Source organism: Actinoplanes sp. ATCC 53533 (assembly GCF_003947245.1).
The window spans coordinates 1-26551 of sequence record NZ_QHHV01000201.1 but is presented as its reverse complement, the minus strand read 5'-3'; the positions used below and the strand labels follow the sequence as shown (position 1 = coordinate 26551).

Sequence of the window (26551 nt, the reverse complement as noted above, 5' to 3'; positions counted from 1 at the left end):
GCTCAGCCGGGTCAACGGATCTCCTCGAGGACGGGCGCGGTGCGGCGGGTGAAGGTCATGTCCCGGCGCAGGTCGGCGCGCGGGGTGGTGAGCACGTCCAGCAGGTAGTTCTGCCGGACGGTCCACGGGTCCTTGTCGCCCTGCCGCGGGAAGCTGTCCAGCGCCCGTTGCACGTAGCCGGAGGTCAGGTCGAGCAGCGGCCGGCGGTTGCCGGGCGTCTCCCGCGGCGTGGCGCTGACAAAGCCGTTCTTGTCCAGGTAGGTCAGCAGGCGGCAGACGTAGCGGTGGGACAGGTCGGCCCGCAGCGTCCACGAGGCGTTGGTGTAGCCGATGCAGTAGGCGAAGTTCGGCACCCCGCTGAGCATCAGCCCGCGGTAGGCGACCCGCTGCCCGGGATCGACCGCCCGGCCGTCGACGGTGAGCGTGACCCCGCCGATCAGCTTCAGGGACAGGCCGGTCGCGGAGACCACCACGTCCGCGGCCAGCGTGCGGCCCGAGCGCAGCCGGATGCCCTCGGCCACGAACCGGTCGATGTGGTCGGTCACCACCGAGGCGGCGCCGGCGTTGATCGCCTCGAACAGGTCACCGTCCGGCACGATGCACAGCCGCTGGTCCCACGGCTGGTAGGCGGGGGTGAAGTGCTCGTCGACGCCGGCCGGATCGGCCAGGTGCCGGACGGCGACGCGCCGCAGGAACGCCTTGACCCGCTCCGGGCGGCGCCGGGCGAGCTGGTAGAAACCCTGCGTGAGCAGGATGTTCTTGGCCCGGGCCAGCTTGTACGCCACCCGGGCGGGCAGCCGCCGGCGCAGCTGATCGGCGACCACGTCCCGGCCCGGCAGCGCGACCAGGTACGAGGGGGAGCGCTGCAGCATGGTGACGTGCGCGGCCGTCTCGGCCATCGCGGGCACGAGCGTCACCGCGGTGGCGCCGCTGCCGATCACGATGATCCGCTTCCCCGCGTGGTCCAGGTCGGCGGGCCAGGACTGCGGGTGCACGAACCGGCCCGCGAAGTCGCCGAGGCCGGGAAAGTCCGGCTCATGGCCCTTGGCGTAGTCGTAGTAGCCCGCGCAGGCGTACAGGAAATCGCAGGTCAGGGTCTCGCCGCCGGCCAGCCGGACGGTCCAGCGGTCCGCGGCCCAGTCGGCCGCGACGACCCGGGCGGAGAAGCGGATGTGCGGCGTTATGCCGCCCTCGTCCGCCGTGTCCTGGATATACCGCAGGATGCTCTCGCCCGACGCCAGCGACCGGTCGCCCTGCCAGGGGCGGAACGGGTAGCTGAGGGTGAACATGTCGGAATCCGAGCGCACCCCGGGATAGCGGAACAGGTCCCACGTCCCGCCGATCGCCTCGCGCGCCTCGAGGATCGCGTAGCTGGCGCCCGGCCGCTGCTGGCGCAGCCGCCACGCCGCGCCGATGCCGGACAAGCCGGCGCCGATGATGAGCACGTCGAAGTGTTCGGCCATAGCGTCAGTCTTGGCCACCCGGTGGCGGCGGACTTGTCCCTGCGCGACACTCATTTACCCCTGCGCGACACCGTGGCTAGAGTTCCGGCATGGATTCGATGGTCCGGGCCGCCTCGCTGCGCGGCCTGCCGCTGCTGGTGGACGCCCTCGGCGGCGACGGCGCGGCGCTGCTGGCCCGGTTCCGGGTGTCCGCCGAGGCCCTGGAGTCCGACGACGCGGTGATCCCGTCGCCCGCCGCCGGGCGCATCCTGGAGACGGCCGCGGCCGAGCTGGGCTGCCCCGACCTGGGGCTGCGGCTGGCCGGGCAGCAGAACGCCACCGTGCTCGGCCCGCTCGCCCTGGCCATCGAGAATTCGCCGACGTTCGGCGCCGCCCTGAACACCGCGACCAGGTTCCTGTTCGTGCACAGCCCGACGCTGACCGTCTCGCAGATCCCCGACCCGGCCGGGCGCGCCGGCGTGGTCGGGTTGCTCTACCGGGGCACCGAGGCCGAGCCGCTGCCGCCGCAGGTCATCGATCTCGGGCTGGGCCTGTTCCACCGGATCATCATGCTGCTGCACGGCGGCCCGTACGGCCTGCGCTCGGTGCACCTGCCGCACGCGCCGCTGGCCCCGGTCGCCAGCTACACCGGGTTCTTCGGCGCGGACGTGCGCTTCGGCCGCCCGGACGCGGTGCTGCGGGTGCCCGGCGGCCTGGTCGCCATGGCGGTGCCGGGCGGCAACCAGGTGCTGCGCGACATCGCGGTCGACTACATCACCAGCCACTTCCCGGCGCCGGGCCGGGCCGTCACCGACCGCGTGCACCTGCTGCTGTCGCAGGCGCTGGGCACCTCGCCGGTGCGGGTGGGCGCGATAGCCCGGCTGCTGCGCACCCACCCGCGGACGCTGCAGCGCCGGCTCGCCGCCGAGCACACCACCTTCGAGACGATCCTCGACGACGTCCGGCGGGCCACCGCGGCCCGGCTGATCACCCAGACCGACCTGCCGTTCGTCCAGGTCACGGCGATGATCGGGCTGGCCGAGCAGTCCGCGCTGAGCCGGGCCTCGCGCCGGTGGTTCGGGCTCAGCCCGCGGGCGCTGCGCGCCACGGTGGGCGGCCCGGCCCGCCGATCCCGGGTGAGCGGCCACCCGGTGGCTCAGCGGGCGGGAGCCGCGTCGTAGGCCGTGCGCAAGGCCTGCAGGAACACGTCCGCCGACTGGGCGCCGGAGACGCCGTAGGCCTGGTTCAGCACGAAGAACGGCACGCCGGACGCCCCGTACGCGCGGGCCTGGCGGATGTCGTCCTCGACGTCGGCGGTGTAGTCGTCGCCGTCCAGCACCCGCTGCGCCTCCGCCGCCGGGACGCCGATCTCGGCGCCCAGCCGGACCAGGGACGGGGTGTCGAGGGTCTCACCCTCGATCAGGTTGGCCCGCATCAGCCGCTCGTGCGCCTGGGCGCCGAGATCGTGCGCCTTGGCGAGGTGGATCAGCCGGTGCGCGTCGAAGGTGTTGATGTTCACCGCGCGCGCGAAGTCGTAGTGCAGGCCCTCGGCCTCGGCGATCTCGGCGACCTGCGCCGTCATGGCCTTGACCTGGTCCTTCGACCCGCCGAACTTCTTGGCGAGGGAGTCGTAGACCGGCTCGGCCGTGCCCCGGGGCACCGACGGGTCGAGCTGGAAGCTGCGCCACACCAGCTCGACGTCGTCGGCGTGCTCGAACGTGCCGAGCGCGGTCTCGAGCCGCCGCTTGCCGATGTAGCACCACGGGCACACGATGTCGGACCAGATCTCCACCAGCACGCCGGCCATCAGCCGCACGTCCCGTCGGCGCAGGCCTCGGCGTCCTCGGCACCCAGCACGATCAGGGGCCGGGGTGCGCCCGCGGGCTGCGCGGGCGGGGGCGGGGCGGGGGGAGCGGGCGTCGTCTTCTCATCGGTCACCGATCCATCATGCGTCGGGAATCGGTGATCGTTAAGAACGCACTTTGGGGTAAGTGCCCCCGGCTGTGAGGCATTTGTCTGATAGGTCGGCCGGTCCCCTAGATCGGTGCCGGGTCGGCTAGCGTCGACCTCTCGTGGGGAGCTGTCAGGGGGAAACGTGGCCAAGGCTGGCGGAGTGTTCTGCGTCGAGGGCCAATGGGAGGACGATCTGAACAGCCGCGGGTCGGTGCTGCCCACCCTCGAACTGCTCGAACGGCTCGGCAGCATCCGCTACATCCACCGGGACACGGCGACCACCGAGGAGCTGCACTACTACCTGGACGCGTGGCTGTCCCGCAAGTACGCCGACTTCAAGGTCGGCTTCTTCGCGCTGCACGGCCAGCCGACCCAGCTCTGCCTGACCAGCAAGCAGTCGGTCGAGCTGGACGAGATCGCCGCCTGGATGTCGGGGCGGTGCGCCGGCCGGATCCTGTATTTCGGCAGCTGCCTGGTGCTGCGCGCGTCCGACCGGGTGCTGCAGGACTTCCTGCACGAGACGAAGGCGGCGATGCTCTGCGGCTTCACCAAGTCGATCGACTGGGTGGAGTCGGCGGCCTTCGAGACCGTGGTCCTCAACACCCTGGTCAACGGCGGCAAGATCGACAGCGCGGAACGCCTGATGCGCTCCTCGCGCTGGACGGCCCTGTCGGACCATCTCGGCTTCCGCGCCGTCTACGCCAACGGCCGGGGCTGAGCGTCCGTGCTGGTCAAGGGATTCGGGGTGGTGGCCGGCCACCGGCGGCTGTTCCTGGCCGGCGTGCTGGTCCTCGCCGTGGTGTTGGGGGCCCTGGTCCAGGCCGAGCGGCTGGACGCCTTCGTCGTGTTGCTGGTGCTGCCGCTGTCGCTGCTCGCGCTCTCCGTCCTGGCGGCATATCGCTACCACCCCGCGACCCTGGCCGTCCGGCCGGAGCCGCCGGCCTTCGCGACCGCGTCCCCCCTCGCCCCGGTGTTCATGGCCGCCGCCTTCATGATCCTGGCGGGCTGCACGGTGAGCGAGGACGTCAGTGACATCGTCAACGGCGAGCAACCCTGGGTGCTGACCGTCGTCATGATCGGATTCTGGGTGCTCGTCGTCGGTCTGCACCTGTACGTGGCTCTGGGCTCGTTCGGGGTGCGCCTGCGCCCGGAGGGCGTCGACAACCGTCAGCCGCTGGGCTCGATGTTCATCCCCTGGGCGGCCTTCGCCCCCGGCTACCCGGCCGTGCCGGTCAAGAACAACGGGCTCGTCCTCTACTACCAGCGGCCGGAGCTGATCCGCCGGCGCGGGCTGCGGGTGGGCTCCGACTCCCTGCTGACCGGGACAGACGCGGCCTACCTCGCCCACGTCATCCATCGGTACGTGGCCAACCCCGAGCATCGTCCAGCCATCGGCACCGAAGCGGAGCTGCGCGGGCTCACCGAGCGCATCGCCGCCTGACGACCCGGGCGCGGTCTGGTTGCGGCTGGTTGCGCAGCCTATTCTGGACATGTAGAGTCCAGGATTATGCGGATGAGCGAGGGGGTCGAGTGGGCACTGCACAGCTGCCTGAACCTGACCTGGGTCGAGCCGGGGCGGGCGGTGACGGCGACCAAGCTGGCGGCCTTCTACGAGCTGCCGGCGGCCTACCTGAACAAGCAGCTCCAGGCGCTCACCCGGGCCGGCATCCTGACCTCCTCCTCGGGGCCGCGCGGCGGCTTCCGGCTGGCCCGCGGTCCCGAGGCGATCACGCTGCTCGACGTCGTGACCGCCATCGAGGGGCCGGACGAGGCGTTCCGCTGCGACGAGATCCTGCGGCAGGGGCCCGGCGGTGCCGCGGAGGTGGACTACCGGCAGACGTGCCTGATCTCGCAGGGCATGCGCCGCGCGGATCTCGCGTGGCGACGCGAGCTGGCCGCGCAGACCCTGGCCGACATCAAGTCCACGGTGGAGCGGCAGTTTCCGGCCACCCCGCAGAATACGCGTAACAGGCTCGCCGCCCTGCGTGCCTGATCGGCCGAGGCTCCTCCACGGTGGAGCCTTTCAGCCACCCATATTCTGGACATGCAATATCCCGAATAGGAGTCACCATGACCACGATCCAGCCCCAGCCGCCCGTCCTCGTCACGGCCGCCGACGCCGAGGTCCTGGCGGACGGACCCACCAGCCTCATCACTCTGCTCGCCGACTCGGACGCCACCCACGGGGCGCTGACCGTCAACCGCTCCCTGCTCCGCGAGGGATCGCCCGGCGCGCCGCCGCACTTCCACACCCGGGCCACGGAGACGTTCTTCGTCATCGACGGAACCCTGCAGGTGCTGGCCGGCGAGGAGATCCTCACCCTGCACCGGGGCGACCTGGTCGTCGTCCCGCCACACCTGCCGCACGCCTTCGCGCCGGCACCGGGCGAGGAAGCCGACATCCTCGTCACCTTCACGCCCGGCATCATGCGCTTCGACTACTACCGGCTGCTGGAACGCGTCTACCGGGGCGAGGCCGACCCCAAGGAGATCGGCGCCTCGTCCGAGCAGTTCGACAACCGCTACTTCGACAGCCCTGTCTGGCGGGAGCGTGCGGCCGGCTGACCGCATCCGGCCGGGGCCGCTCCGGCGCGGCGGCCCCGGCCATCCGCTGCGGCCCTCAGCCGAGCCACCCCGGCCGCACCCGCCCCGACTCGTACGCCCACACCACCAGCTGGGCCCGGTCGCGCAGCCTCAGCTTGGCCAGGATCCGGGTGAGGTGGGTCTTGACCGTCGCGGGGCTGATCGCCAGCACCGCCGCGATCTCATCGTTGGACCGGCCGGTGGCCACCAGGTCGGCGATCTCGGCTTCCCGCCGGGTCAGACCGTCCGACCCCGCCGCCGGCGCCGGCGCGGTGACGCGCGCCGCGAACTCCGCGATCAGCCGGCGCGTCACCGACGGGGCCAGCAGGGCGTCGCCGTCGGCCACCACCCGCACCCCGCGGATCAGTTCGATCGGGTCGGTGTCCTTGACGAGGAAGCCGCTGGCCCCGGCACGCAACGCACCGTAGACATACTCGTCGAGGTCGAACGTGGTGAGGATGACCACCCGCACCGCGGCGAGCCGGGCATCCGCGACGATCTGCCTGGTCGCCGCGATACCGTCCACCACCGGCATCCGCACGTCCATCAGCACCACGTCGGGCCGATCCCGCAGCGCGAGCCGCACCGCATCCGACCCGTCCCCGGCCTCGGCCACAACCTCGATGTCAGGCTCACCGCCGAGAATCGACCGAAACCCGGCCCGGACCAACCGCTGGTCGTCGGCGAGCAGAACCCGGATCACGCCGGCACCTCTCGCGTCGTGCCGGTGGGCAGCCGGGCCTGCGTCCGGATCATGTCGGCACTCCCCGCGTCGTGCCGGTGGGCAGCAGGGCCCGCACCCGGAACCCGCCGCCGGCGCCGGGCGCGGCGGTCAACCGGCCACCCACGGCGGCGGCGCGCTCGGCCATGCCGCGGATGCCGTTGCCGGAACGCAGCCGGACCGCGTCGACCGGCCCGCTGCCGTTGTCCGCGATCTCCACGGCCACCTCGCCGCCGGCCCGGCGGAGGTCCACGGTGACCTCGGTGGCGTGCGCGTGCCGCAGGGCATTGGTGAGCGACTCCTGCACGATCCGGTACCCGGCGAGATCGACAGCCGCCGGCAGCGGGCCCGGTGGGTCACCGGTGAGCCGTACGCGCAAGCCGGCTGCCTGGGCGTGCGCGACCAGGTCGGCCACCCTGGTGAGGGACGGCGCCGGCCGATCGGCGCCGGCCTGATCGACCTGGCGCAGCACGCCGAGCACCGTTCGCATCTCGCGGAGCGCCTCCTTGCTGGCCGTGCGGATCTCTTCCAGGGCCGCGAACGCGGCCTCCGGGTCGCGCCGGTGCAGGGCGGCGCCGGCCTGCACGGTGATCAGCGAGATCTGATGGGCCGCCACGTCGTGCAGGTCGCGAGCGATGCGCAGCCGCTCCTCGGTGGCCCGCCGGTGGGCCTCGTCCTCGCGGGACCGTTCCGCCTCACCGGCCCGCCGCTCCGCCGCCGCGAGCCGTTCCTGTCGGTTGCGGGCCACTTCGCCGAGCGTGACGGCGGCGAGGAGCACGACCCCGAGCCCGAAGACGGTCTGGGGCTGCCGGGATTTCCCGGCCGGATCGTCGCCGAGCGTGTTGGCGGCCAGAAACGCCGCGAGGATCGCGGCCACCGCGACGACCGCCGCCGGCCGGCGGCACCGCACGGCGACGCCCGCCAGCGCCACGAGCAGCGCGAGCCCCATCGGTGAATCCGGATACCCGCCCGGGTAGTACGCGACCGCACAGCCGGCCGCGACCGCCAGCGCGAGCATCGGGTGGCGGCCTCGCACCAGCAGGGCCGCGCCGCTGAGCACGGTGAGCAACCAGCCCACCGGCCACATCGGCGGGCCGGGCTGGCCGCCGGACGCCGTCACCCAGACGACGTCCACCGCGACGACGGCGACCGGCACGGCCGCCGCGCGGACCGCCGCCCGCTGGAGGAATCGCACACCGGTAACCGTATGCGGCGCAGGCGCGCCTCGATGACCACATCGCCGTACGCATGTGGCGTAGCCGCGCCGGAACGGCTACGACCTGCGGTGTACGAGGTCGCCGCCGCGGCCACGAACACGCAGCTCAGAGGCGTCCGGGAAAGCCCCGATGCGCGCCGGGGAGGCGCCACGCACGATGAATCGGCGATGTTTGCCGGCAGTGCGACGAAAGGAGTCCTGGTTGTGAATCGGCGCCGTCTGCTGTTCCTCAGTGCCCTGTCGGGGTTGGCTGCCGCCGGCACCTCCTGCTCCTCGGGATGGCAGGCCCCACGCCGCCCCGAGTTCACCAACCGGCTGCGGATCCCGCCGCCGGCCGAGTCGCGACGGGCCGCCGGCGGGTTCCGGGAGTTCGCCCTCGACCTGCGGGCCGGCGGGCGCACCGGCTTCCTGCCCGGCCTGACGACGGCCACCTGGGGCATCAACGGCTCCTACCTCGGCCCGACCGTGCGGGTGGCCCGCGGCGAGCGGGTCCGGATGGCGGTGACGAACCGGCTCGACGAGGCGACGACCCTGCACTGGCACGGCGTGCGCCTGCCCGCCACGATGGACGGCGGCCCACACCAGATGATCGCACCGGGGGCCACCTGGCGTCCGGAGTGGACGATCGAACAACCCGCCGCCACCACCTGGTTCCACCCCCATCCGCACGAGAAGACCGCCATGCACGTGTATCGAGGCCTGGCCGGGCTGTTGCTGATCGACGACCCGGACGGACCCCGCCTGCCAAGCCGGTACGGCGTCGACGACGTGCCCCTGATCGTTCAGGACAAGCGCTTCGACGACGACGGCGCGCTCGACGAAGGCGACGTGGACAGCGGCACCTTCGGCGCCCTCGGCGATCAGATTCTGATCAACGGCACCCACGACCCCTACTTCGAGGTACGGACGGAACTGGTGCGGTTCCGGCTGCTCAACGCCTCCAACGCCCGGGTGTACCGGATCGGCTTCACCGACGGCCGGCCCTGTCAGGTGGTCGCTACCGACGGCGGCCTGCTGGAGCGGCCGGTGGCGGTGGACCGGGTGAAGCTCAGCCCGGGGGAGCGGGCGGAGATCGTGGTCCGGTTCACCGCCGGCGAGCAGGCGATGCTGGACTCCCGCGGCGAGAACATCAAGCAGGCCAACGACATCGAGGAGGAAGACTTCCAGCTGCTGAGGCTGGTCGCGGCTGCCGAACTGACCGGCTCGGCGCCGGTGCCGGCCGCGCTCGGCGGCGCGCCGGCCGTGCCGCCGCCGGCCGGCGCCCGGATCCGGCGGTTCGAGCTGTCCGGTTCGGAGATCAACGGGCAGGACATGGAAATGACCCGGATCGACGAGGTGGTGCCGGCCGGCGCGAACGAGATCTGGGAGATCGACAACACGACGTACGCGCACAACTTCCACATCCACGAGGTGTCGTTCCGCATCCTGGACATCAACGGCGCGGCGCCACCCGCCTACCAGCAGGGCCCCAAGGACACCGTCTTCATCCCGAAGAAGGCCAAGGCGCGACTATCCGTCCGGTTCGGCACCTACACCGACCCGGTCACGCCCTACATGTACCACTGCCACATCCTGCGCCACGAGGACAAGGGCATGATGGGCCAGTTCGTCGTCGTGAAACCAGGCACCGAACACCAGGTGCCCCGGACCCTCGCCCACCGCCACGACTGAACCACAACGGCAGTTTCGTACGTTCTGTGGTGACACCCTCGGCGTGGCTCGGCGTGGCTCGGCGTGGCTCGGCGTCGCTCGGTGTCGCTGGGGCGTCACCATTGGTTGTGGCCGCTCGGCGGCAGTGTCTCTTCCGGCGCCTTTGCTTTGCTTCCCCATCGGAAACACCCCTCGGTCGATATCCGGGATCGGCCGAGGCCGTTTCCGTTGGGGAAGCAGAGCGGGGACGCCTTCGTCTGGTGTTTCCGTTGGGGAAGCAGAGCGGGGACGCCTCCGTCCGGTGTTTCCGTTGGGGAAGCAGAGCGGGGACACCTCCGTCCGGTGTTTCCGATAGGGAAGCAGAGCAAAGGCTGTTGAAACTACTGGTGCCGCCCCCGGACGCGACACGGTCCGACAAGGCTCACATCGCGTTGGGCTGGATGTCTCGATCCGCCCCAGCGGCAATCTGGTCGCGCCAGCGGCAATCTGGTCGCGCCAGCGGCATTCCGGTTGCCTCGGCCGACCGCTCCGGGCTGGCCCGAGTTGCGGCGGATCTCCGCCGGTCAGGTGTTTGTCAGCGGCGTACGGTGAGGCGGAACGTGCAGCCGTCGCCGGCGGGTCCGGGCGAGGTGAGTGTTAGGGCGCCGCCGTGGGCCGCCGCGACCTGGCGGGCGATGGCCAGGCCCAGCCCGGTGCCTGGCACGTCGGGTCGGCCGCGCCAGAAGCGCTCGAAGGCGTGGTTCTGCTCGGCGGCGGGGATGCCGGGACCGTGGTCGGTCACCACGATGGCCGCTTCCGTTTCGGCGACCTCGACGGTTGCCCGCACCGTGGTGCCCGGTGGGGCGTACCGGATGGCGTTGTCGACGAGGTTGTGGATCGCGCGGCGGACGGTGGGTTGGTCGACCGGGCAGATGGCGTCCGGTGGGCCGGTCGCGGACAGGCTGATCTTCTTGGCCGCCGCCTGGGCGCCGGCGTCGTCGATGACGGCGCGGACGATGGCCGTCAGGTCGGCGGGCTGCCGGTTGATGGTGCGGGCCCGGCCGCGGGCGTCGACGAGGAGTTCGTCCATCGCCGTCCGGAGCCGCAGGGCCGCCGCGAGCGATCGTTCCAGTCCCTTTCGGTAGACCTCGAGGGTGGGCCTGGGGTGGGCCAGGAGCACCTCGGCGTTGGTCACCAGGACCGCGAGCGGTATGCGGAGCTCGTGGCTGGTCTCCTCGATCAGCCGCTGCTGCGTCCGCGCGGCCTGTTCGAGGCGGTCGAGCATCGCGTCGAAGCTCGCCGCGAGCGCTGTCACCTCGGCCGGGCCGCGGCGCAGCGCGATGCGGCGGCCGAGGTCGGTCCCCTGGATGTCGTCGGCGACCGCTCGGATCCGGTCGATCGGGCTGACGGCGCGGCCGGCCCACCACCAGGCCAGCGCGGCGGCGACCGGGCCGAGCGCGAGGATGGTCCAGGTCACCGGCGTGGACCCGGGCGTGGTGGATTCCCGGAAGCCCTCGGCGCCGCTGGGGCCCGTACCCGTGATCTCGATGTCGGTGGCCAGGACCACGCCGGACAGCAGCAGGACCGGCACGTAGATGGCGAGGAAGCCGAGCACCGCCAGCCGGACCCGCAACGATCGCCGGTGCCGTCTCATGGTTTCGCCTTCAGCTGGTAGCCGGCGCCGGTGAGCGTCACGATGATCGCCGGCTCGCCGAGCTTCCTGCGCAGCCGGCTGAGGATCACCCGCACCGACGACGTGAACGGGTTGGCGTTCGCGTCCCACACGTGTTCGAGCAGGTCCTCGGCTGACAGCACCTCGTCGGGGTGGTGCGCGAAGTAGCGCAGCAGCGAGAATTCGCGGGCGGTCAGCGCCAGCTCGGCGCCGGAGCGCCACGCCCGGTGCGCCGCGAGGTCCAGGGTCAGCTCGCCGACCCGCAGCGTCGAGCCGTGGCCGTCGCCGCGGCGGCTCAGCGCGCGTAGCCTCGCCACCAGTTCGGCGAAGTGGAACGGCTTGACGAGATAGTCGTCGGCGCCGGCGTCCAGTCCGGCGACCCGGTCCGCCGGGGCGTCGCGGGCGGTCAGCACGAGCAGGCGCCGCGGCCGGCGCAAGCCCGATTCCCGGCCCAGCCGGCGGACCAGGTCGAGGCCGTCGCCGTCCGGCAGGCCCAGATCCACGCACGCGACGTCGTACGCGTTCATCCGCAGCATGTCCTCCGCCTCGGCGTAGGTGGTGGCCGGGTCGACCGCGTACGACTCGTTGCGCAGGCCGAGGGCGACGACCTCGGCCAGGTCCGGATCGTCCTCGATCAGCAGGATCCGCATGGTCGCAAGGTAGCCGGTCAGCCGGCCGGCCCGGCGACGGCCGAGCCGGCTGGTCCCGACACGGTCATCCGGCCGTTGCCGAATCGCACGGTCACGCCGGCGCCGGCGTCGGCCGGATCGCCCGGCCGGTATCGGCCGCCGCCGGCCGGGACGAGCGGCACCGCCGGCGGTTCGGTGGGCACCTCGGCCGCCTCGATGCCGCCTTCCGGGTCGACCGCGTACCAGCCGGTGATCGCCGCGGTTCCCGCGGTGATGGTGACGTAGGTGCGTATGTCGCCGTCGCGGAACACGGTGCCGGCGAGAGCGATCCCGCGGATGGCACCGAAGGTACGTTCGAGGGTCTTGCGCTCCCTGCGGCCCTCCCGGGTACGGCCGTTGAGCAGCGCCACCGTGCGCCGCTCGTGGGCCCGGAAGTCGCCGGCGGACACGCCGCCGCTCGGCGGGAACAGCGCCGTGACGGCGTCGGCACCGGTGGCGGAGATCGTGACCCGGCTGCCGGACCCGGTCACCTCGAACCTGCCACCGGTGTCCAGTGTGTACTTGCCGGTGGGCGCGGCCGGGCCGGCGGCGGCCGGCGGCGCGTTCGGCGTCGGCAACGGCTTGCCGGCCAGCAGTGCCGGCCCCACCTTCTTCAGCAGATCCTCGGCGGACACCGTCTGCTTGTTGGACGCCAGCACGACCACCCGCTGCCGCTCGGGAATCCAGGCGACGACGGCATTGTGGCCGACGTCGCCCCCGCCGCCGGCGGTCGCGAGGAACGGAGTGCCGAAGACCGACGCGTCATGTGCCACCCAGCCCGGAGCCTCCGACCTGCCGTCGCCCAGGTCGTGCCCGGAACCGCTGATGACCTTGACCGACTCCGGCGCGATCAGCCGGCCGGTGAACAGCGCGTGCGTCCACGCCGCCAGATCCCGCGCCGGCATGGCGAGCCCACCGTTGCCGTCCAGCGCCCAGTGCGGTCCCGCGAACCCGTCCGCCGCGCCGGTCCTGCCGCCGTCCAGGTAGCCGACCGCGCGAGGCCCGGGCGCGGCCGGCTCGCCGTCCCAGAAGCCGCCCGCGGTCCGCCCGTCCGGCAGCCGGAGGATCTTCGCCGCCGTGTAGTCGCGGTAGCTCGCGCCGGCCACCGCATCGATGATCAGTGCCAGCAGGGTGTACCCGGCGTTCGAGTACGCGTGGCCGGAGCCCGGCTTGAACGCCAGCTCCAGGCCGCCGATCGCCGCCAGCGCCGCATCGCGGTCCAGCGGCTCATGGTCTTCGCCGTGCGACCCGGTCAGCCCGCTCGTGTGCAGCAGCAGCTGACGGACGGTCACGGCGGCCACCGGCCCTCTCAGCGCCGGCAGGAGTTCGCCCACCGTGTCCTCCAGCGCCAGCTTCCCAGTCTCGGCGAGACTCAGCACGGTGGCGGCGGTGAACGCCTTGGTGACCGACCCGATGTCGAACACCGTGTCGGCCGTGTTCGGCGTGCCGGTCGCGTCGTTCGCGAACCCGTACGCGGACAGGCAGTCGAGCTCGCCGCCGGTCGAGATCGCGACCGAGCCGCTGAACCCGGCCCGCGCCCAGGCGCCGAACGCCGCATCGAGGCCCGGATCGCACTGCGCCGCCGGACGGGCCGGTTGCGGAGGGTCCCGGTCATCCTTGCAGGCGGCCAGGGCACCCGCCAACGCCATCGCTGTCACCACCGCGAGGAACTTGGTCATGTGCCGCACCGTACGAACCCGGCTGCGAACCGGATGTAAACGAGGGACGGCCGCGGCGGCCCGCGGCGGCACGGGTGGTGACCCGCTGCTCGGGCGCGGCCATGCTGGTCATCGGGGTGCTGCTGATCGCGGAGCGGGTGGCCTAGATTGTCGCTGGAGACGTCCGCGAGGAGAGCCATGGCAGACCAGGCAAGCCCCGAGGTGCGGGATCGGGTCACGGCGAGTTTCGAACGCCAGGGACTGATGCGCCACCTCGGCGCCCGCTTGGGTCACATCGCCCCGGGCCGTGTGCACATCGTGCTCCCCGGCCGGCCCGAGGTGACCCAACAGCACGGCTATTTCCATGCGGGTGCCACCAGCGCCATCGCGGACAGCGCGGGCGGCTATGCGGCACTGACGTTGTTTCCCGACGACGCGGACGTCCTCACGGTGGAATACAAGATCAACCTGCTGGCCCCGGCCGAGGGAGAGCACATCGAGGCCATCGGAACGGTCCTGAGATCCGGGCGCACGCTGACCGTGTGCCGGCTGGAGGTGTTCGGTGTCCAGGGGCAGCAGAGGTCACTCGTGGCGGCGGGCCAGCAGACCCTGTTCCGCGTACCCGGGCGGGAGGTCACCCGCGGGCCGTGACCAGTGCGGCCGGTGACGGGTCTCCGCCACCGGCCGCTCCGTTCGGCATGCTCAGGTCAGCAACGCCACATGCGCGGGCCGAGGTTCTCGCCGTCGTCGCCGGTGGCTATCGCCTGCCCCACGACCAGCCCCGTGTTGGACACGTCGCGCGCGCTGCCGCGCTGCCCGCCGGGCACCTCGAGCTCGACGGTGGCACCGTCACGCAGCACGGAGCCGTACACCGTGGGGCCGATGACGATCCAGCCGGCGGAGTTGACCGCGTTTCCCGGCCCCGGCCCCTTCAGCTTGGCCTCCTTCTCCTGCTCCGTGGTCGCCGCCGGTCCCCGTGCCGCCGGCGTCGTCACCTCGCCGGTCCGCAGGTTCCACAGCGCCGGGGTCATGGACGGCCACAGGCCACCCGTCGCCCAGTTGCCCTCGGCCGCGTAGACGGAGGCGGTCTGGCCGGCCGGCACCTTCAGCTTCCGGCCGTTGCCTCGCAGATCCCAGGCGTACGGCGTATCGGCGTGACCGTCCTTGTACATCGCGCCGACGATGGTGCCGTCGTCGGTGATGTCGTAGGCGTTGGCCTCGGTCGGCACCGGCAGCCGGACCGCAGTGGTCGAGCCGGCCTTCCAGAGCAGGACGATGCTGTCCTTGCCTTCGATGTTGCCGCTCGGCTCCGCGTTGATGATGATGTCCCCGGCCGCGTTGATCGCCGGGTGCGGGTAGACGTGCCAGCTCCCCGGCGTTGTGCGCAGCCTCGTGAGGACACCGTTCTCGTAGCGGAAGACGTACTCCTGCTTCCCATCCTCCACGATGCCGACCACGACGCCGCTGGCGTTGACGGCGGTGGCCTGGACCGACTTGCCGGGCACCGGCAGGGCCTCCGGCTGCCCGTCGGTCCACAGGATCGGCCGGAAGTCCTGCTTGACGACGTCGTTCCCGACGACGTACCGGCCGGTCGGATCCACCGCGAGGGCCGAGGCGTCCGTCATCCCGGGCGGCACCGGCAGTTCCGTCATCCGGCACCGGTCGTCCGCGCCGGTAGCGGCGGGCGCCGAGGCGGTCGAGGCCGTCGAGGCCGCGTCCGCCCGCACCGCCGGCGCCGGCCCCGTCCTGGCCAGGATCAACGGCACCGCCAGCAGCACACCGGTGACCAGCGCCGTGCCCCCGACCGCCTGTGCCGAGCGGCGGCGAAAGCTGCGCCGGCGCCCGGCGCGCACCAGCGCGTCCATCTCGAGGCGGCTGGGTGGCACGTCGACCGCTTCGAGCCGGTCCCGCAGTTGTTCCTCGTTCATGACCGATCCCTCGCTCGTTCCGCTGTCGTAACCGGATGCTCGGCGTCCAGCGCCGCGCGCAGAGTGGCGAGACCCCGCGAGCACTGGCTTTTCACGTTGCCCGCCGAGCAACCGAGGGCCTCCGCGGTCGCCTCGATCGACAGGTCGCCGAAGTAGCGCAGCACCACGACGGCACGCTGCCCCTTGGGCAGCGACCGCAAGGCCGTCACCAGCGCGTCCCGCTCGTCGACACCGTGGTCGGCGGAGGCGCCCAGATCCGGGAGGCGATCGCCGAGCAGCACCCGCGACCACCCGCGCCGCCGCTCGTCGAGGTAGCGCCGCACCATGATCCGGTGCACGTACCCGTCGAGATTGTCCGCGCCGGCGGCCCGCTTCCAGCCCACATAGAGGTCTGTGAGCGTCGCCTGCACGATGTCGTCCGCCTGAAACGCGTCGGCGCAGAGTAGGTACGCCGTGCGATGGAGGCGGGGCAACCGCACTTTCACGTACTCGACGTACTCCCGTTCAACGTCGGGCCGCATCCTGCTCCCCTCTTCATCCGTGTGGATGATGTGCCGTTGTCGCCTTCCTGTCGAAGCCGGGCCGGCGAAAGGTTGCATCCCGGACGCGAGCCGGAGGAGATCGTCGCGCGTCAGCGGTGACCGGTGCCGACCAGTTCGAGCAACTCGCCGGAGAGGCTGGACAGGTGCGCGGCGGTCTGCTTGGTCTGCACGGCGCTGGCCTCGGTCTCCCGGGTGACCCGGGCGGTGTCGGAGGCGGCCACGCTGACCTGTTCGACCGCCGTCGTCTGCTGCTTCGTGGAGAGCTCGATCTCGCGGGTCGCGTCGTTGGTGGTGGCGACGAGCTGGGCGATCTTCCGGAACGAGCTGGTGGCGTCGTCGAACTGCCGGGATCCCGCGTCCACGCTCTTGGCACCGATCTCGGTGGCCATGACGGTCGTGTTGACCGCGCCGCGGACGTCGTCGATGAGCGCGCGGATCTCCTTCGCCGACCCGGCCGTCCGGTCGGCCAGCTTGCGGATCTCCTCGGCCACCACGGCGAACCGGCGGCCCCACTCGCCCGCTCCGGTGGCCTCGATGGTCGCGTTGATGGCCAGAATGTTGGTCTGCTCGGCCAGCTCGGAGACCAGGTCGACGACGCCACCGATCTGCTGCGACTTCTCGCCGAGCGCCAGCATGTGCTGCACGATCTGGTCGACCTGGGAACGGATCGCTGAGATCGACGTCCGAGTCTGGTCGATGGTGGCGTCGCCGCGTTCCGCCGCGTCGGCGGTGTCCTTCGCGATCTTCGACACCCGCTGGGCGTTCTCCGCGATCTGCCGCGAGGTGATGAGCAACTCGCCGATCGTGGTCGTGATCTCGCTCATCGCGCTGGCTTGTTCCTTGCCGCCGGAGACCTGCTGGGTGGCGGCCGCTTCGAGCTGCGCCGACGAACTTTGAATGTGCCCGACCGCCGTGCCGACCTCGCGCCGCAGGTCCCGGTTGAGCCGCCAGGCGATGAGGCCGCCGCAGCCCATGGCGAGCAGCACGAGCACGATGATCAGCATGATCGCCTGGGTGGCGCGGGCCGATGATTCCGCACGGGTCCTCTCCACATCCGCGCGCACCTGGGTTGACAGCGCGGTGATCGACTCCAGCAAGGCGGTGCGTGAGGTGGCGACCGTGGTGTCGTTGAACTGGCTGATGTTCTGCAGGCTCGGGTTCGTCCGGCGCCGCTCGATGACCGGCTGAACCGCTTGCGCGTGCTTGACCTCGACATCCGCGACAACCTCGAGCAGGGCGCGGGACTCCGGGGTGGTCAGGGTGCCACGCAGCCGGGTGACCAGGCCGAGGAACTCCTCGCGGTCGGCGTTGGTCAGGTCGAGCCACTCCTGCCGGCCGTTGAGGAGGAATCCGCGGTAGTCGCCGATCCGGGCCCGCGCCGTGGTGGTCAGGCGTTCGGTGTTGACCAGATCGTCGGTCGCGGCTCCGATCGCGTCGTCCTTGGCGTTCATGACGATCGACAGCGCCGCGACCGAGGCCGCGCCCATGACGACGGTCAGAGCCACGGTGAGCCCGAAACCGAACGCGAGCTTGTAGCCGAACGTGCGTTTGGCCATGGTAGTCACCGTTCCTCGTCCCAATTGCCTTGTTAAGGCAGATTAGCGGGTGATTCCGAGGTAACGGCTAGAATGTACTATTTGCCGGATCCTACCCCATACCTCTTGAGGGGGTCGCGCGGGCAAATATGCCGAGTTTGCTATTAGACCATGTAAATGAAAACCATTACCGTCTGAGTCATGAAGGCTCCAGCTCTGCGCTACCTCCTCGCCGGCGGCATTATCTTCTCCCTCGCCGCTTGCGGCTCCACCGGCAATGAGGCCGGCGCCGCGCCCGCGGGCAAGCTCGCCGTCGTCGCGACCACGCCCGAGGTCGCCGACTTCGTTCGCGTGATCGGCGCCGACGATGTCGCCGTCACCCAGATCATCAAGCCCAACGTCGATCCGCACGACTACGAGCCCACCCCCGCCGACCTGCAGGCCATCGGCGCCGCCAAGGTCGTCGTGGAGAGCGGGGTCGGCCTCGAGAAATGGCTGGACCAGACCGTGCAGTCGGCCGGCTTCGACGGCACCGTCGTCGACTCCAGCCAGGGCGTGGCCCTTCGCAAGGGTGACCCCGGCGACGAGGAGATGGCCGGCGGCGACCCGCACATCTGGCACAACCCGCTGAACGCCAAGATCATGGTGAGCAACATCGAGAAGGGCCTCGCCGCCGCCGACCCGGACCGGGCGGCCGCCTTCGCCAAGAACCTCGCCGCCTACTCCGCGCAGCTCGACCAGCTCGACGCCGCCAACCTGGCCGCCTGGGCCAAGATCCCGGTCGAGCAGCGCAAGCTGGTCACCAACCACGACGCCTTCGGCTACTACGTGGACCGCTACCAGCTGCAGTTCGTCGGTTCGGTCATCCCGAGCATGGACACCTCCGCCGAGCTCTCCGCCCGCCAGCTGCAGGACCTGGTGGCCAAGATCAAGGCCACCGGCACCCGGGCGATCTTCACCGAGAGCTCGCTGCCGCCCAAGACCGCCGGGGCCATCGCCCAGCAGGCGGGCGTCAAGGTGGTCGGTGGCGAGGACGCCCTGTACGGCGACAGCCTCGGCGCGCAGGACACGCCGCAGGGCACCTACCTGGGCGCCGAACAGCACAACACCCTGGTGCTCGTGGGGGCCCTGGGTGGCTGAGGAAAGCGCGCTGCGGTTCGCCGCCGCGGGCCTGGGCTACCGGGGCCGGGCCGTGCTGACCGACGTGGACTTCACCCTGCCCGGCGGCGGCACGGTGGCGCTGGTCGGGCCGAACGGCGCGGGCAAGTCCACCCTGATCAAGTCGGTGCTCGGGATGGCCGAGGTGGTCGACGGCGCGGTGACGGTCGCCGGCCGCCCGGTGGCCCGGGCCCGCGGGCTCGCCGCGTACGTGCCGCAGGTGGACAGCCTCGACGCCGATTTCCCGGTCAGCGCCGCCGACGTGGTGCTGATGGGCCGCTACCGCCGGATCGGCTGGTGGCGGCCCACCGGCCGGGCCGACCGGGCGGCGGCCCTGGCGGCCCTCGACCGGGTGGGGCTCGCCGACCGGGCCCGGGTGCGCTTCGGGCTGCTCTCCGGCGGGCAGCGCCAGCGGGTGCTGGTCGCCCGGGCGATCGCGGCCGAGTCCCGGCTGCTGCTGCTCGACGAGCCCTTCAACGGCGTCGACGCCACCAGCCAGGAGGCGATCCTGCGCGCGCTGGGCGAGCTCACCGCGGCCGGCGCGGCGCTGCTCGTGAGCACCCACGACCTGGCCGTCGCGGCCCGGATCGCCGGCCAGGTGTGCCTGCTCAACGGCCGGCAGTGGGCGGTCGGCCCGCCCGCCGACGTGCTCACCGGCGAGCTGCTGCGCCGGGCGTACGGCGGCCACGCGGTCGACCTGCCGGACGGCCACGCCCTGCTGGTGGAGCCCTGATGCTCGAGGCCCCGTTCATGGTCCGCGCCCTCGCGGAACTCGCCCTGCTGGCGCTGATCTGCGGCCCGGTCAGCGTCTTCGTCTTCGCCCGGCGGCTGTCCTTCGTGGCCGACGCGCTCACCCACACCGTCTTCCCCGGTGTCGTCGTCGGCTTCGTCGCCGCCGGCACCGAGGGCATCTTCGGCGGGGCGATGGTCGCCGGCGTGCTCACCGCGGTGGTGCTGACCCTGCTGACCCGCGGCGGGCGGCTGAGCGACGACGCCGCCACCGCGGTGGTGCTGACCGCCATGTTCTCAGTGGGCGTGGCGCTGGTGTCGAGGCGCTCGTCGTACACCTCGGATCTGACCACGTTCCTGTTCGGGCGCATCCTCACGGTGACCGACCGCCAGCTCGCCGAGACGGCGGTCCTCGCCGTCGTGATCCTGCTGCTGGTCGCCGTCGGCGCCCGGGCCTGGCTGTTCCGCGCCTTCGACCCGGCCGGGTCGACCGCCGCCGGCTACCGCGGCACCCTGCTGGACCTGTGGCTGAACCTCGTGATCGCGCTGGTGGTGGTCGCGGCCGTCCGCGCGGTCGGCACGGTGCTGGTCATCGCGCTGCTCGTGGTGCCCGCCGCGGCCGCGCGCACGGTGACCGCCCGGCTGCCCGCGATGGCCCTGCTGGGCACCGCGCTGACCCTGCTCGCCGGGTACGCCGGGCTCTGGGTGAGCTGGACGGCCTCGATCGAGTACGGCGTGCGGCTCACCTCGGCCACCGCGGTCGTGCTGGCGCTGGTGCTCGCCTACGCGGTGCTGCTGCCGGTCGGCCGGCTGCGGGCCCGGCGGTGGTCCCGATGAGGTGGGTGATCGCCGAGGCCGTCCTGGTCGGCGCCCTCGCCGGGCTGATCGGCGTGCAGGTCGTGCTGCGCCGGCTCTCGTTCTTCACGATGGCGCTGACCCACGCCACCTTCCCGGGGGTGGTCGCCGCCGCGATCGTCGGGGTCAACATCTACCTCGGCGGCGCGCTGGCCGGGGTGCTGGTGGCGTGCGGCGTCGCCGCGCTCAGCCGGCGCCGGGGCCAGGACGCCGCCGCGGCGACCGGGGTGATCCTGTCCGCCGGGTTCGCGATCGGCGTCGGGCTCGTCGCCACCCGCGACGGCTTCAGCCGCGACCTGTCGTCGTTCCTGGTCGGCAGCATCCTCACCGTCGGCCCGCGCGACATCGCGGTCACCGCGGGGGTGCTGGTGCTGGTCGCCGCGGTGCTCGCGATGTGCGCGCGGCCGTTGCTGTTCGCCGGCTTCGACCCGGCCGGCGCCCGGGCCGCCGGCTACCGGCTGGGGCCGCTGGACCTGCTGCTGCTGATCACGATCGAGGTGGTCATCGTGACCGTGGTGCCGGCCGTCGGCACGATCCTGGCGCTGGCCCTGATCGTCGCGCCGGCCGCCGCGGCCCGGCTGTGGACCGACCGGCTCCCGGCGCTGACCGCGCTGTCGGTCGCCTTCGGCGTGACCAGCGGCCTGGCCGGGCTGCTGCTCTCCGCGCGGTACGACATCGCCGCCGGGGCGGCGATCACCCTGGTCGCGACCGGGATCCTGCTGCTCTCGCTCGCGGTGACCCGGCTGCCCCGGGCGGTGGTGCCGGCATGATCGGCGAGGCGGTCACGGTGCTGCAGGCCATGGGGTACGAGCACCGGCTGCGCATCCTCGTCCTGCTGCTGGACGGCGAGGCGACCCCGGACACGCTGGCGAAGGCGATGGAGCTGGACGCCACCATCGTCGGCCACCACCTGCGCAACCTGCGGGACACCACCCTGATCCGCCGCCAGCGCCGCGGCCGGCACGTCTACTACCGCCTCGGCAGCGACGCCGCGCACCGGCTGGTCCGTGAGGTCATCCGATACGCGGACCACTGAGCCCGCTGTCCCCTTTCGGTAGCTCGACGGGCCGGTGAAAGACCTGGTCAGGCAGGTCTTGCGGGGCGATCGGCCGACCTCGGTGCCGGGGTACGGCGGGCATCGTGGAGCCGGACGTGACCGCCGCGCCCGCGTACCGGCGAAGGGAAGCCCACGATGACCGCCGAGCCCCCGTGCGGCCGCGGCCTGCCCCGTCGCCGGCTGCTTGCGCTGGCGGCGCTGGCGTTGCCGGCCGCGTGTTCCGCCGCGCCGGCCGCCCCCGAGGCCGCCGCCACTGCCCCGGCCCCGCTCTTCTCGGCTCCGCCGGCCGCGTCGGGCGCCGCGGTCGCGGCCTCGTCCGCACCCGGCGTGCGGGCGTCCGCGTCCGCGTCGGCCACACCGTCCGCGTCGGCATCCCCGTTGGCGTCTCCGTCTCCGTCGGCGTCTCCGTCGGCCGTGCGGAAGGCGGCGCGTGGGGGAGCCGTGCCGGCGACGGCCGGGAAGGCGATGTTCGGCTCGTACCTCGCGCTGAGCGGCAGGTCGCTGCGGGAGAGCCTCGCCCTGCGCCGCCGGCAGCTCGGCCGCGAGCAGCGCATCGTGCACGTCTTCTACCCGTGGGACGGCTACGTGCCCTCGTCCGAGCCGGCCGTGGCCGCCACCAGCACGCTGATGGTCTCGTGGCACGGTGCGCCGTACCGGAGGATCAACGACGGCTCGGCGGACCGCGTCATCGCCCGGGTGGCCCGGAAGCTGGCCGGGATGAAGCGCCCGATCCTGCTGCGCTGGGGCTGGGAGATGAACGGGGACTGGTTCTCCTGGGACGGCAGCCACAACGGCGACGACCCGGCCGCGTACGTCAGGGCCTGGCGGCGGCTGCACCGGATCTTCGGCGAGCAGGGCGCGGACAACGTGGCCTGGGTGTGGAGCCCGAACTGGAACTCGTCGCCCGACACGTCCTGGAACCGGTTCCAGCGGTACTACCCGGGCGACGACCACGTCGACTGGGTCGGGATCTCGGGCTACGACTTCTTCGCGGAGTCGCCGCGGACGCTGTTCGGCGCGGTGTCCGCCGCGTACGGCGACCGCAAGCCGATCATCCTGAGCGAGACCGCCGCGGTCGACCACGGCCGGGGCAGCAAGGCGGCCTGGATCGCCGAGCTCGCCTCCTGGGTCGAGGACACCCCGGCGGTCGGCGCGGTGGTCTGGTTCGACACCGACACCCAGGCCGACAGCCCGCACAACTTCCGGCCGGACACCGACAGCGCGGCGCTGGCGGCCTACCGGGCGATGGCGCGCAGGTCCCGCTTCGGCGGCTGAGCCACGCCGAGGTCCACCGGCCGGGCGTCGGAACCCCACCGTGCGGTCAGCCATCGGGCGATCCGGCGGCCGAGCCGCTGCCCGGGCAGCTCCACGAACCGGTACGTCAGCCAGGAGACCCCGGCGACCAGGCCGAGGTACGCGGCCGCGACCGGCACTTCCGCGAGCACGGGCAGCCGGTCGCCCAGCCCGGTCAGCACCGGGCGCAGCAGCTCGATCAGCACGTAGTGCACCAGGTAGACGGAGTAGCTGATCAGGCCGAGCCGGGCCAGCGGTCGCGGCGTCCGCCGGCGCCGGGTCAGCCGGCCCAGCGCGAAGGCGCCGGCGAAGACGAGCAGCGTGAGCACCGAGCGGGTCACGTACCGCGGGGTCAGGCCGCCGAGCGATGCGAGCTCGGCGACCCAGTTCGCCAGCAGCGCGGCGGCCACCACCGCGGCCACCGCGCCCGCCTGCCACCAGCGGATCCGGCCGTGGTCGGCGCGGTGGAGCGCGGTGCCGACCAGCATGACGGCGATGATCAGCAGGCCGTCCCAGGCGTGGGCCGGGTCCTGGTCGGCGACCAGCAGGAGGCCCGCGACCCCGCCGAGCAGCGCGGCGCCGGCCACCACGGCCGGCCGCCGCCCGCTCGCCACCGCGCCCAGCGCGAGCACCAGCACCGCCGCCACCACGAGGGTCAGCTCCCGCGCGGCGGCGGGGGTGGCCGCGAGCAGCTTCGGCGCCAGCGGGGCGGCGCCGACGGCGGCCACGGCCAGCACGATCGCCAGCGGCGGGCCGGCGCGGTGCAGCCGGAGCGCGAACAACGCGCCGACCAGCAGATAGAACGCCATCTCGAAGGTGAGCGTCCAGAGCACCGGGGTGATCAGCGGGACGCCGAGCAGTTGCGGGAGCATCGTCAGGTGGGCGACGGCCGCCGTCAGCGGATCGGCGGTCAGCGCCGGGTCCAGCGGCATCAGCCCGGCGCCGCCCAGGGCCAACACGAGGGCGCTCACCACGACGTACAGCGGCAGCAGGCGGCAGAGCCGGCTCACCCAGAAGGTGCGCAGGCTGCCGTGCCGTTCCAGGGACGCCGGGATGATGTAGCCGCTGACCAGGAAGAACAGCATGACCCCGGCGGTGCCGGCGTGCAGCCACTCGCTGGAGAGGTCGCGGGCGCCGCGGAACAGCATGCGGCTGAGGTGGGCGTAGACGACCAGCAGGACGGCCACCGCGCGCAACCCGTCCAGCCAGGCCATCCGGTCCTGGACGGCGACGCCACCGGCGGCGTTCGTCTCCTCGGGCACCCGGGAACGATAGCCGTGCACGCCGCCGAGCGGTGCTCGGCGGCGTGCGGGTGCTCGGCGGCGTGCGGCCGGGTGGCTACCGCTTCCGGGGGCCGTAGGTCAGGCGGCGCAGCACGATCTCGGCGGGGCCGGCCTGATCGCGCCGGTCGAGCAGGCGGGCGAGCAGCACGGTCGCCAGCCAGACGACCACCGCGATGATCAGCGCACCCGCGGTGGGGCTGCCGAAACGGTCGCCGAGGGCGAGGGTGTAGGGCGCCAGCAGAACCAGCCAGGCCACCGACTGGAACAGATATCCCGACAGGGACCGCCGGCCCAGGGCCACGAGGGCGGCGACAACCGGGCCGGGCCGGGTCACCCGCATCGCGATCAGGGCGAAGACGGCCACATAGCCGGGGCCGGCGAACATGCCGCTGGCGCCGTGCAGGAGCAGCGCCAGGCCGGCGGCCGGCTCGTCGGCGGACAGCCACCCGGCGCCGATCAGGGCGGCCGGGAGGCCACCGGCGACGGCGAGGCCGAGCCCGATTACGGCGGTCCACCCGAGCAGGCGCCGGTGGCGGGCCGGTTCATCGAGGACGCGGCGGCGGGCGGCCCACATGCCCAGCCAGGTGATGATGATGAAGGGCACGACGGTCAGCGTGTGCACGGGCCACTCGCCGAGGCGATCCAGCACGGACGCGGCGTACCCGGGCGCGGCGAGGGAGTCGACGTGCTCCGCCGGCAGCGGGGCCGACCCGCCCGCACCGGCGAGGCCGCCCATCAGAAAGACCCCGATGGCCAGTACCTCCACCGCCGTCAGCGCCCAGAGCGCCAGCACGATCCGGTGGACCTTGTCGCCGCGCCGGAGCAGCACGAGCGTCATCACGATCCCGACGATCCCGTACGCGCCGAGGAAGTCGCCGTAGTACAGCAGGGCGGCGTGCGCGATCCCGAAGACCACGAGCCAGGCGTTGCGGCGCAACAGGATCGAGCGGACCTGCCGCGGTGTGGCGCCGGCGGCGTCCTGGCGGCGGGCGAGCTGGACGATCCCGTACCCGAACATCACGGCGAAGACCGGATAGCCGCGGGCATGGACGAGCTCGAAGAGCAGAAAGGTCAGGCCGCGGTCGGCGCCCGCCGGGGTGGCGTCGAGGCCGGGCTCGCCGGAGAAGACGACCCCGGCGGCGTTGGCCAGCGCGATGATCAGCAGCATCGCTCCCCGGGTCAGGTCCGGCGCGAGGGCGCGTTCGGCGCGGCGCACCGGCCCCCGGGATGTCGGCGCCGCGGTGGCAAGGCTCATGTCGGCTTTCTCCCCTGGTCGGTCTTTAGTATGTGAGAGAAAGTATCACTGACAAACTAATTGGGTCTGGCATGATAGGGCCCTTGTCTCCGGCGGATGTGGGAGCTATGACCACCGAGGACTTCGTTCCGGCGTCCCTGCGCCGGCTGTGGGGAATGCCGGAGTCCTCGCGCCTCGGGCGGCCCGCCACCCTCGACGTCAGCCGGGTCGTCGCCGCGGCGGTGGAGATCGCCGACCGCGACGGCCTCGGCGGCGTGACCCTGCCCAAGGTCGCCGGGAGCCTCGGCGTCACCGGGATGTCGCTCTACCGGTACGTCGGATCCAAGGACGAACTGCTCACGCTCATGGCCGACGCCGCCCTCGGCGCGCCGCCCGGCCCGGACACCGACGACTGGCGCGAAGGGCTGCGCGGCTGGGCCTTCGCCCAGCGCGCCGTGCTGCGGCGGCGGCCGTGGCTGACCCGCGTACCGGTCTCCGGGCCGCCCTCCGGGCCGCACCAGATCGCCTGGATGGAGGCCGCGCTGGCGATCATGGCCCGCACCCGCCTCGACTGGGCGCACAAGGTCGGCATCCTGTCGCTGATCAGCGGCTACGTGATGCAGTCGGTGCGGCAGGACGGCGAGCTCGCCGACGGCCGGACCGAGGGCCAGGGACAGGCCGACGCCGAGCGCGACTACGGCCGCGCGCTGGCGCGGCTGGTCGAGCCTGCGCGCTTTCCCGAGGCGGCTCTGCTGTTCTCGTCGGCGCTGTTCGAGGCGACGCCGTCGGACACACCGGACGCGGCGATCGCCGACGCGGACTTCTCGCTCGGGCTGGAGCTGATCCTCGACGGCGTCGCCGTCCGGGTCGGGGAGGCGTGACGCTTCGCTCTACTTTGCTCTGCTTCCGGACCCTGTTGCCTAATTCTGTCTACGCGGCGAGGGTGAGGTCGAGTTTGTTCAGGTGGGTGGTTCGGGTGCGTTGGAGGGGTGTGTTGGTCCACCAGGCGTTCAGGCGGATGAGGTTGATCGCGGTCGCGGCGAAGGTGTGTTCGAGGGTGACTTTGCTCAGGCCGGTGTAGCGGGCTTGGTGGATGCCGGTCACGGCGGTGGTTTGGTGGATGGTGGCTTCGATCCCGGCGCGGGCGCGGTAGGTGTGTTTCCACGCCGGGGTTTGTTGTTCGGCGCGGGCCTGGCGCAGGGTGTCGTGCAGGTGGCGGGGTTGCAGCGTCAACTGTCGGCCGGAGCGCTGCGAGCGGGTGCACGCGGTGCGGGCCGGGCAGATACTGCAGGTGCTGGTCGGGAAGCGGACCACGATGGCGTCGTGGCCGTTCTGGCGGGTGGGGTGCCAGCTGCCCGAGTGGTGGCCTTGCGGGCAGGTCGCTTGCTGGTGGTC

28 protein-coding genes are annotated in these 26551 nt (G+C 72.4%); 14 read left to right on the top strand and 14 right to left on the bottom strand.

Going from position 1 to position 26551, the window contains the following annotated elements:
• Window positions 1-11 precede the first annotated feature (11 nt).
• On the bottom strand, window positions 12-1463 hold the full coding sequence (locus DMB66_RS46950; protein ID WP_125810600.1) for an NAD(P)/FAD-dependent oxidoreductase: 1452 nt from the start codon (window positions 1461-1463) through the stop codon (window positions 12-14).
• Between the two features lie 89 nt (window positions 1464-1552).
• Between DMB66_RS46950 and DMB66_RS46945 the strand changes: the two genes are divergently transcribed.
• Window positions 1553-2623, top strand: a complete 1071-nt coding sequence (locus tag DMB66_RS46945) for an AraC family transcriptional regulator (protein ID WP_233625336.1) — start codon at window positions 1553-1555, stop codon at window positions 2621-2623.
• Here DMB66_RS46945 and DMB66_RS46940 read toward each other — a convergent pair.
• Entirely contained in the window at window positions 2599-3249 is a 651-nt protein-coding gene (locus DMB66_RS46940) for a DsbA family oxidoreductase (protein ID WP_233625335.1), read from the bottom strand. The genes DMB66_RS46945 and DMB66_RS46940 overlap by 25 nt on opposite strands.
• Window positions 3249-3380 carry a hypothetical protein gene (locus DMB66_RS65410; RefSeq protein ID WP_255441373.1) on the bottom strand — a complete coding sequence of 44 codons (132 nt, stop codon included), beginning with the start codon at window positions 3378-3380 and terminating at the stop codon, window positions 3249-3251. The genes DMB66_RS46940 and DMB66_RS65410 overlap by 1 nt, the downstream gene beginning before the upstream one ends.
• Before the next feature lie 157 nt (window positions 3381-3537).
• Here DMB66_RS65410 and DMB66_RS46935 point away from each other — a divergent pair, with 157 nt between their 5' ends.
• The 4 genes from DMB66_RS46935 to DMB66_RS46920 all read left to right on the top strand — a co-directional run bounded on the left by DMB66_RS46935 (window position 3538) and on the right by DMB66_RS46920 (window position 5960).
• Window positions 3538-4113, top strand: a complete 576-nt coding sequence (locus tag DMB66_RS46935; protein WP_125810599.1) for a DUF6642 family protein — start codon at window positions 3538-3540, stop codon at window positions 4111-4113.
• 6 nt (window positions 4114-4119) lie between these two features.
• Window positions 4120-4836 (top strand): hypothetical protein, encoded by a 717-nt coding sequence (locus DMB66_RS46930; RefSeq protein ID WP_125810598.1) that lies wholly within the window; start codon window positions 4120-4122, stop codon window positions 4834-4836.
• Between the two features lie 72 nt (window positions 4837-4908).
• Window positions 4909-5388 (top strand): Rrf2 family transcriptional regulator, encoded by a 480-nt coding sequence (locus DMB66_RS46925; RefSeq protein WP_125810597.1) that lies wholly within the window; start codon window positions 4909-4911, stop codon window positions 5386-5388.
• Between the two features lie 77 nt (window positions 5389-5465).
• Entirely contained in the window at window positions 5466-5960 is a 495-nt protein-coding gene (locus tag DMB66_RS46920) for a cupin domain-containing protein (RefSeq protein WP_125810596.1), read from the top strand.
• 55 nt (window positions 5961-6015) lie between these two features.
• Here the strand turns inward: DMB66_RS46920 and DMB66_RS46915 are convergent, their stop codons facing one another.
• Complete coding sequence (locus DMB66_RS46915) at window positions 6016-6681, bottom strand: response regulator transcription factor (RefSeq protein WP_125810595.1); 666 nt, start codon at window positions 6679-6681, stop codon at window positions 6016-6018.
• A 49-nt stretch (window positions 6682-6730) separates the two neighbouring features.
• Window positions 6731-7894, bottom strand: a complete 1164-nt coding sequence (locus DMB66_RS46910) for a sensor histidine kinase (RefSeq protein WP_199753035.1) — start codon at window positions 7892-7894, stop codon at window positions 6731-6733.
• A 225-nt stretch (window positions 7895-8119) separates the two neighbouring features.
• Between DMB66_RS46910 and DMB66_RS46905 the strand changes: the two genes are divergently transcribed.
• Window positions 8120-9586 (top strand): multicopper oxidase family protein, encoded by a 1467-nt coding sequence (locus DMB66_RS46905; protein WP_148112833.1) that lies wholly within the window; start codon window positions 8120-8122, stop codon window positions 9584-9586.
• Window positions 9587-10139: 553 nt separating this feature from the next.
• Here the strand turns inward: DMB66_RS46905 and DMB66_RS46900 are convergent.
• Genes DMB66_RS46900 through DMB66_RS46890 form a run of 3 tightly spaced genes read right to left on the bottom strand, consistent with a single transcriptional unit; the run spans window position 10140 to window position 13563 of the window.
• Window positions 10140-11198 carry a HAMP domain-containing sensor histidine kinase gene (locus DMB66_RS46900; RefSeq protein ID WP_125810593.1) on the bottom strand — a complete coding sequence of 353 codons (1059 nt, stop codon included), beginning with the start codon at window positions 11196-11198 and terminating at the stop codon, window positions 10140-10142.
• On the bottom strand, window positions 11195-11866 hold the full coding sequence (locus tag DMB66_RS46895; RefSeq protein WP_125810592.1) for a response regulator transcription factor: 672 nt from the start codon (window positions 11864-11866) through the stop codon (window positions 11195-11197). The genes DMB66_RS46900 and DMB66_RS46895 overlap by 4 nt, the downstream gene beginning before the upstream one ends.
• A gap of 17 nt (window positions 11867-11883) precedes the next feature.
• Window positions 11884-13563: a serine hydrolase gene (locus DMB66_RS46890; protein WP_125810591.1), complete on the bottom strand. Its 1680-nt coding sequence runs from the start codon at window positions 13561-13563 to the stop codon at window positions 11884-11886.
• A gap of 177 nt (window positions 13564-13740) precedes the next feature.
• On the opposite strand from DMB66_RS46890, the gene DMB66_RS46880 reads away from it, so the two are divergent.
• The gene (locus DMB66_RS46880; RefSeq protein WP_125810590.1) at window positions 13741-14193 is read left to right on the top strand and encodes a PaaI family thioesterase; all 453 of its coding nucleotides are present in this window, start codon (window positions 13741-13743) and stop codon (window positions 14191-14193) included.
• Window positions 14194-14249: 56 nt separating this feature from the next.
• Here the strand turns inward: DMB66_RS46880 and DMB66_RS46875 are convergent, their stop codons facing one another.
• The 3 genes from DMB66_RS46875 to DMB66_RS46865 all read right to left on the bottom strand — a co-directional run bounded on the left by DMB66_RS46875 (window position 14250) and on the right by DMB66_RS46865 (window position 17568).
• Window positions 14250-15470, bottom strand: coding sequence for a hypothetical protein (locus tag DMB66_RS46875; RefSeq protein WP_125810589.1), 1221 nt, complete (start codon window positions 15468-15470; stop codon window positions 14250-14252).
• Window positions 15467-15991: a SigE family RNA polymerase sigma factor gene (locus DMB66_RS46870; protein ID WP_125810588.1), complete on the bottom strand. Its 525-nt coding sequence runs from the start codon at window positions 15989-15991 to the stop codon at window positions 15467-15469. The genes DMB66_RS46875 and DMB66_RS46870 overlap by 4 nt, the downstream gene beginning before the upstream one ends.
• 110 nt (window positions 15992-16101) lie before the next feature.
• On the bottom strand, window positions 16102-17568 hold the full coding sequence (locus DMB66_RS46865) for a methyl-accepting chemotaxis protein (protein ID WP_125810587.1): 1467 nt from the start codon (window positions 17566-17568) through the stop codon (window positions 16102-16104).
• A gap of 180 nt (window positions 17569-17748) precedes the next feature.
• Between DMB66_RS46865 and DMB66_RS46860 the strand changes: the two genes are divergently transcribed.
• The 6 genes from DMB66_RS46860 (at window position 17749) to DMB66_RS46830 (ending at window position 22621) form a co-directional block, all read left to right on the top strand.
• On the top strand, window positions 17749-18687 hold the full coding sequence (locus tag DMB66_RS46860; protein WP_125810586.1) for a metal ABC transporter substrate-binding protein: 939 nt from the start codon (window positions 17749-17751) through the stop codon (window positions 18685-18687).
• Window positions 18680-19438, top strand: coding sequence for a metal ABC transporter ATP-binding protein (locus tag DMB66_RS46855; RefSeq protein ID WP_125810585.1), 759 nt, complete (start codon window positions 18680-18682; stop codon window positions 19436-19438). The genes DMB66_RS46860 and DMB66_RS46855 overlap by 8 nt, the downstream gene beginning before the upstream one ends.
• Window positions 19438-20271 carry a metal ABC transporter permease gene (locus tag DMB66_RS46850; RefSeq protein ID WP_125810584.1) on the top strand — a complete coding sequence of 278 codons (834 nt, stop codon included), beginning with the start codon at window positions 19438-19440 and terminating at the stop codon, window positions 20269-20271. Before DMB66_RS46855 ends, DMB66_RS46850 begins: the two co-directional genes overlap by 1 nt.
• A complete protein-coding gene (locus DMB66_RS46845; protein ID WP_125810583.1) occupies window positions 20268-21059 on the top strand; it encodes a metal ABC transporter permease in 792 nt (263 codons plus the stop codon). Before DMB66_RS46850 ends, DMB66_RS46845 begins: the two co-directional genes overlap by 4 nt.
• Window positions 21056-21325 (top strand): helix-turn-helix transcriptional regulator, encoded by a 270-nt coding sequence (locus DMB66_RS46840; protein WP_125810582.1) that lies wholly within the window; start codon window positions 21056-21058, stop codon window positions 21323-21325. Before DMB66_RS46845 ends, DMB66_RS46840 begins: the two co-directional genes overlap by 4 nt.
• Before the next feature lie 156 nt (window positions 21326-21481).
• Window positions 21482-22621 carry a glycoside hydrolase family 26 protein gene (locus tag DMB66_RS46830; RefSeq protein ID WP_158647584.1) on the top strand — a complete coding sequence of 380 codons (1140 nt, stop codon included), beginning with the start codon at window positions 21482-21484 and terminating at the stop codon, window positions 22619-22621.
• Here the strand turns inward: DMB66_RS46830 and DMB66_RS46825 are convergent.
• Together DMB66_RS46825 and DMB66_RS46820 are read right to left on the bottom strand one after the other, a co-directional pair.
• Complete coding sequence (locus DMB66_RS46825) at window positions 22582-23901, bottom strand: acyltransferase (RefSeq protein ID WP_125810579.1); 1320 nt, start codon at window positions 23899-23901, stop codon at window positions 22582-22584. The genes DMB66_RS46830 and DMB66_RS46825 overlap by 40 nt on opposite strands.
• Window positions 23902-23977: 76 nt before the next feature.
• Window positions 23978-25177: a DUF418 domain-containing protein gene (locus DMB66_RS46820; RefSeq protein ID WP_125810578.1), complete on the bottom strand. Its 1200-nt coding sequence runs from the start codon at window positions 25175-25177 to the stop codon at window positions 23978-23980.
• Between the two features lie 107 nt (window positions 25178-25284).
• On the opposite strand from DMB66_RS46820, the gene DMB66_RS46815 reads away from it, so the two are divergent.
• Window positions 25285-26037 (top strand): TetR/AcrR family transcriptional regulator, encoded by a 753-nt coding sequence (locus tag DMB66_RS46815; protein ID WP_125810577.1) that lies wholly within the window; start codon window positions 25285-25287, stop codon window positions 26035-26037.
• Window positions 26038-26086: 49 nt separating this feature from the next.
• On the opposite strand, the gene DMB66_RS46810 is transcribed toward DMB66_RS46815, so the two are convergent.
• Window positions 26087-26551: transposase (locus DMB66_RS46810; protein WP_199753034.1), on the bottom strand; the 465-nt coding region annotated here is incomplete at its 5' end.

What these genes read in the sequence shown, in the direction of transcription:
- DMB66_RS46950 (WP_125810600.1), bottom strand. Translation starts at nt 1,463, where the DNA reads ATGGCCGAACACTTCGACGTGCTCATCATCGGCGCCGGCTTGTCCGGC.
- DMB66_RS46945 (WP_233625336.1), top strand. Translation starts at nt 1,553, where the DNA reads ATGGATTCGATGGTCCGGGCCGCCTCGCTGCGCGGCCTGCCGCTGCTG.
- DMB66_RS46940 (WP_233625335.1), bottom strand. Translation starts at nt 3,249, where the DNA reads ATGGCCGGCGTGCTGGTGGAGATCTGGTCCGACATCGTGTGCCCGTGG.
- DMB66_RS46925 (WP_125810597.1), top strand. Translation starts at nt 4,909, where the DNA reads ATGAGCGAGGGGGTCGAGTGGGCACTGCACAGCTGCCTGAACCTGACC.
- DMB66_RS46920 (WP_125810596.1), top strand. Translation starts at nt 5,466, where the DNA reads ATGACCACGATCCAGCCCCAGCCGCCCGTCCTCGTCACGGCCGCCGAC.
- DMB66_RS46900 (WP_125810593.1), bottom strand. Translation starts at nt 11,198, where the DNA reads ATGAGACGGCACCGGCGATCGTTGCGGGTCCGGCTGGCGGTGCTCGGC.
- DMB66_RS46895 (WP_125810592.1), bottom strand. Translation starts at nt 11,866, where the DNA reads ATGCGGATCCTGCTGATCGAGGACGATCCGGACCTGGCCGAGGTCGTC.
- DMB66_RS46890 (WP_125810591.1), bottom strand. Translation starts at nt 13,563, where the DNA reads ATGACCAAGTTCCTCGCGGTGGTGACAGCGATGGCGTTGGCGGGTGCC.
- DMB66_RS46880 (WP_125810590.1), top strand. Translation starts at nt 13,741, where the DNA reads ATGGCAGACCAGGCAAGCCCCGAGGTGCGGGATCGGGTCACGGCGAGT.
- DMB66_RS46875 (WP_125810589.1), bottom strand. Translation starts at nt 15,470, where the DNA reads ATGAACGAGGAACAACTGCGGGACCGGCTCGAAGCGGTCGACGTGCCA.
- DMB66_RS46870 (WP_125810588.1), bottom strand. Translation starts at nt 15,991, where the DNA reads ATGCGGCCCGACGTTGAACGGGAGTACGTCGAGTACGTGAAAGTGCGG.
- DMB66_RS46865 (WP_125810587.1), bottom strand. Translation starts at nt 17,568, where the DNA reads ATGGCCAAACGCACGTTCGGCTACAAGCTCGCGTTCGGTTTCGGGCTC.
- DMB66_RS46860 (WP_125810586.1), top strand. Translation starts at nt 17,749, where the DNA reads ATGAAGGCTCCAGCTCTGCGCTACCTCCTCGCCGGCGGCATTATCTTC.
- DMB66_RS46850 (WP_125810584.1), top strand. Translation starts at nt 19,438, where the DNA reads ATGCTCGAGGCCCCGTTCATGGTCCGCGCCCTCGCGGAACTCGCCCTG.
- DMB66_RS46845 (WP_125810583.1), top strand. Translation starts at nt 20,268, where the DNA reads ATGAGGTGGGTGATCGCCGAGGCCGTCCTGGTCGGCGCCCTCGCCGGG.
- DMB66_RS46840 (WP_125810582.1), top strand. Translation starts at nt 21,056, where the DNA reads ATGATCGGCGAGGCGGTCACGGTGCTGCAGGCCATGGGGTACGAGCAC.
- DMB66_RS46830 (WP_158647584.1), top strand. Translation starts at nt 21,482, where the DNA reads ATGACCGCCGAGCCCCCGTGCGGCCGCGGCCTGCCCCGTCGCCGGCTG.
- DMB66_RS46820 (WP_125810578.1), bottom strand. Translation starts at nt 25,177, where the DNA reads ATGAGCCTTGCCACCGCGGCGCCGACATCCCGGGGGCCGGTGCGCCGC.
- DMB66_RS46815 (WP_125810577.1), top strand. Translation starts at nt 25,285, where the DNA reads ATGACCACCGAGGACTTCGTTCCGGCGTCCCTGCGCCGGCTGTGGGGA.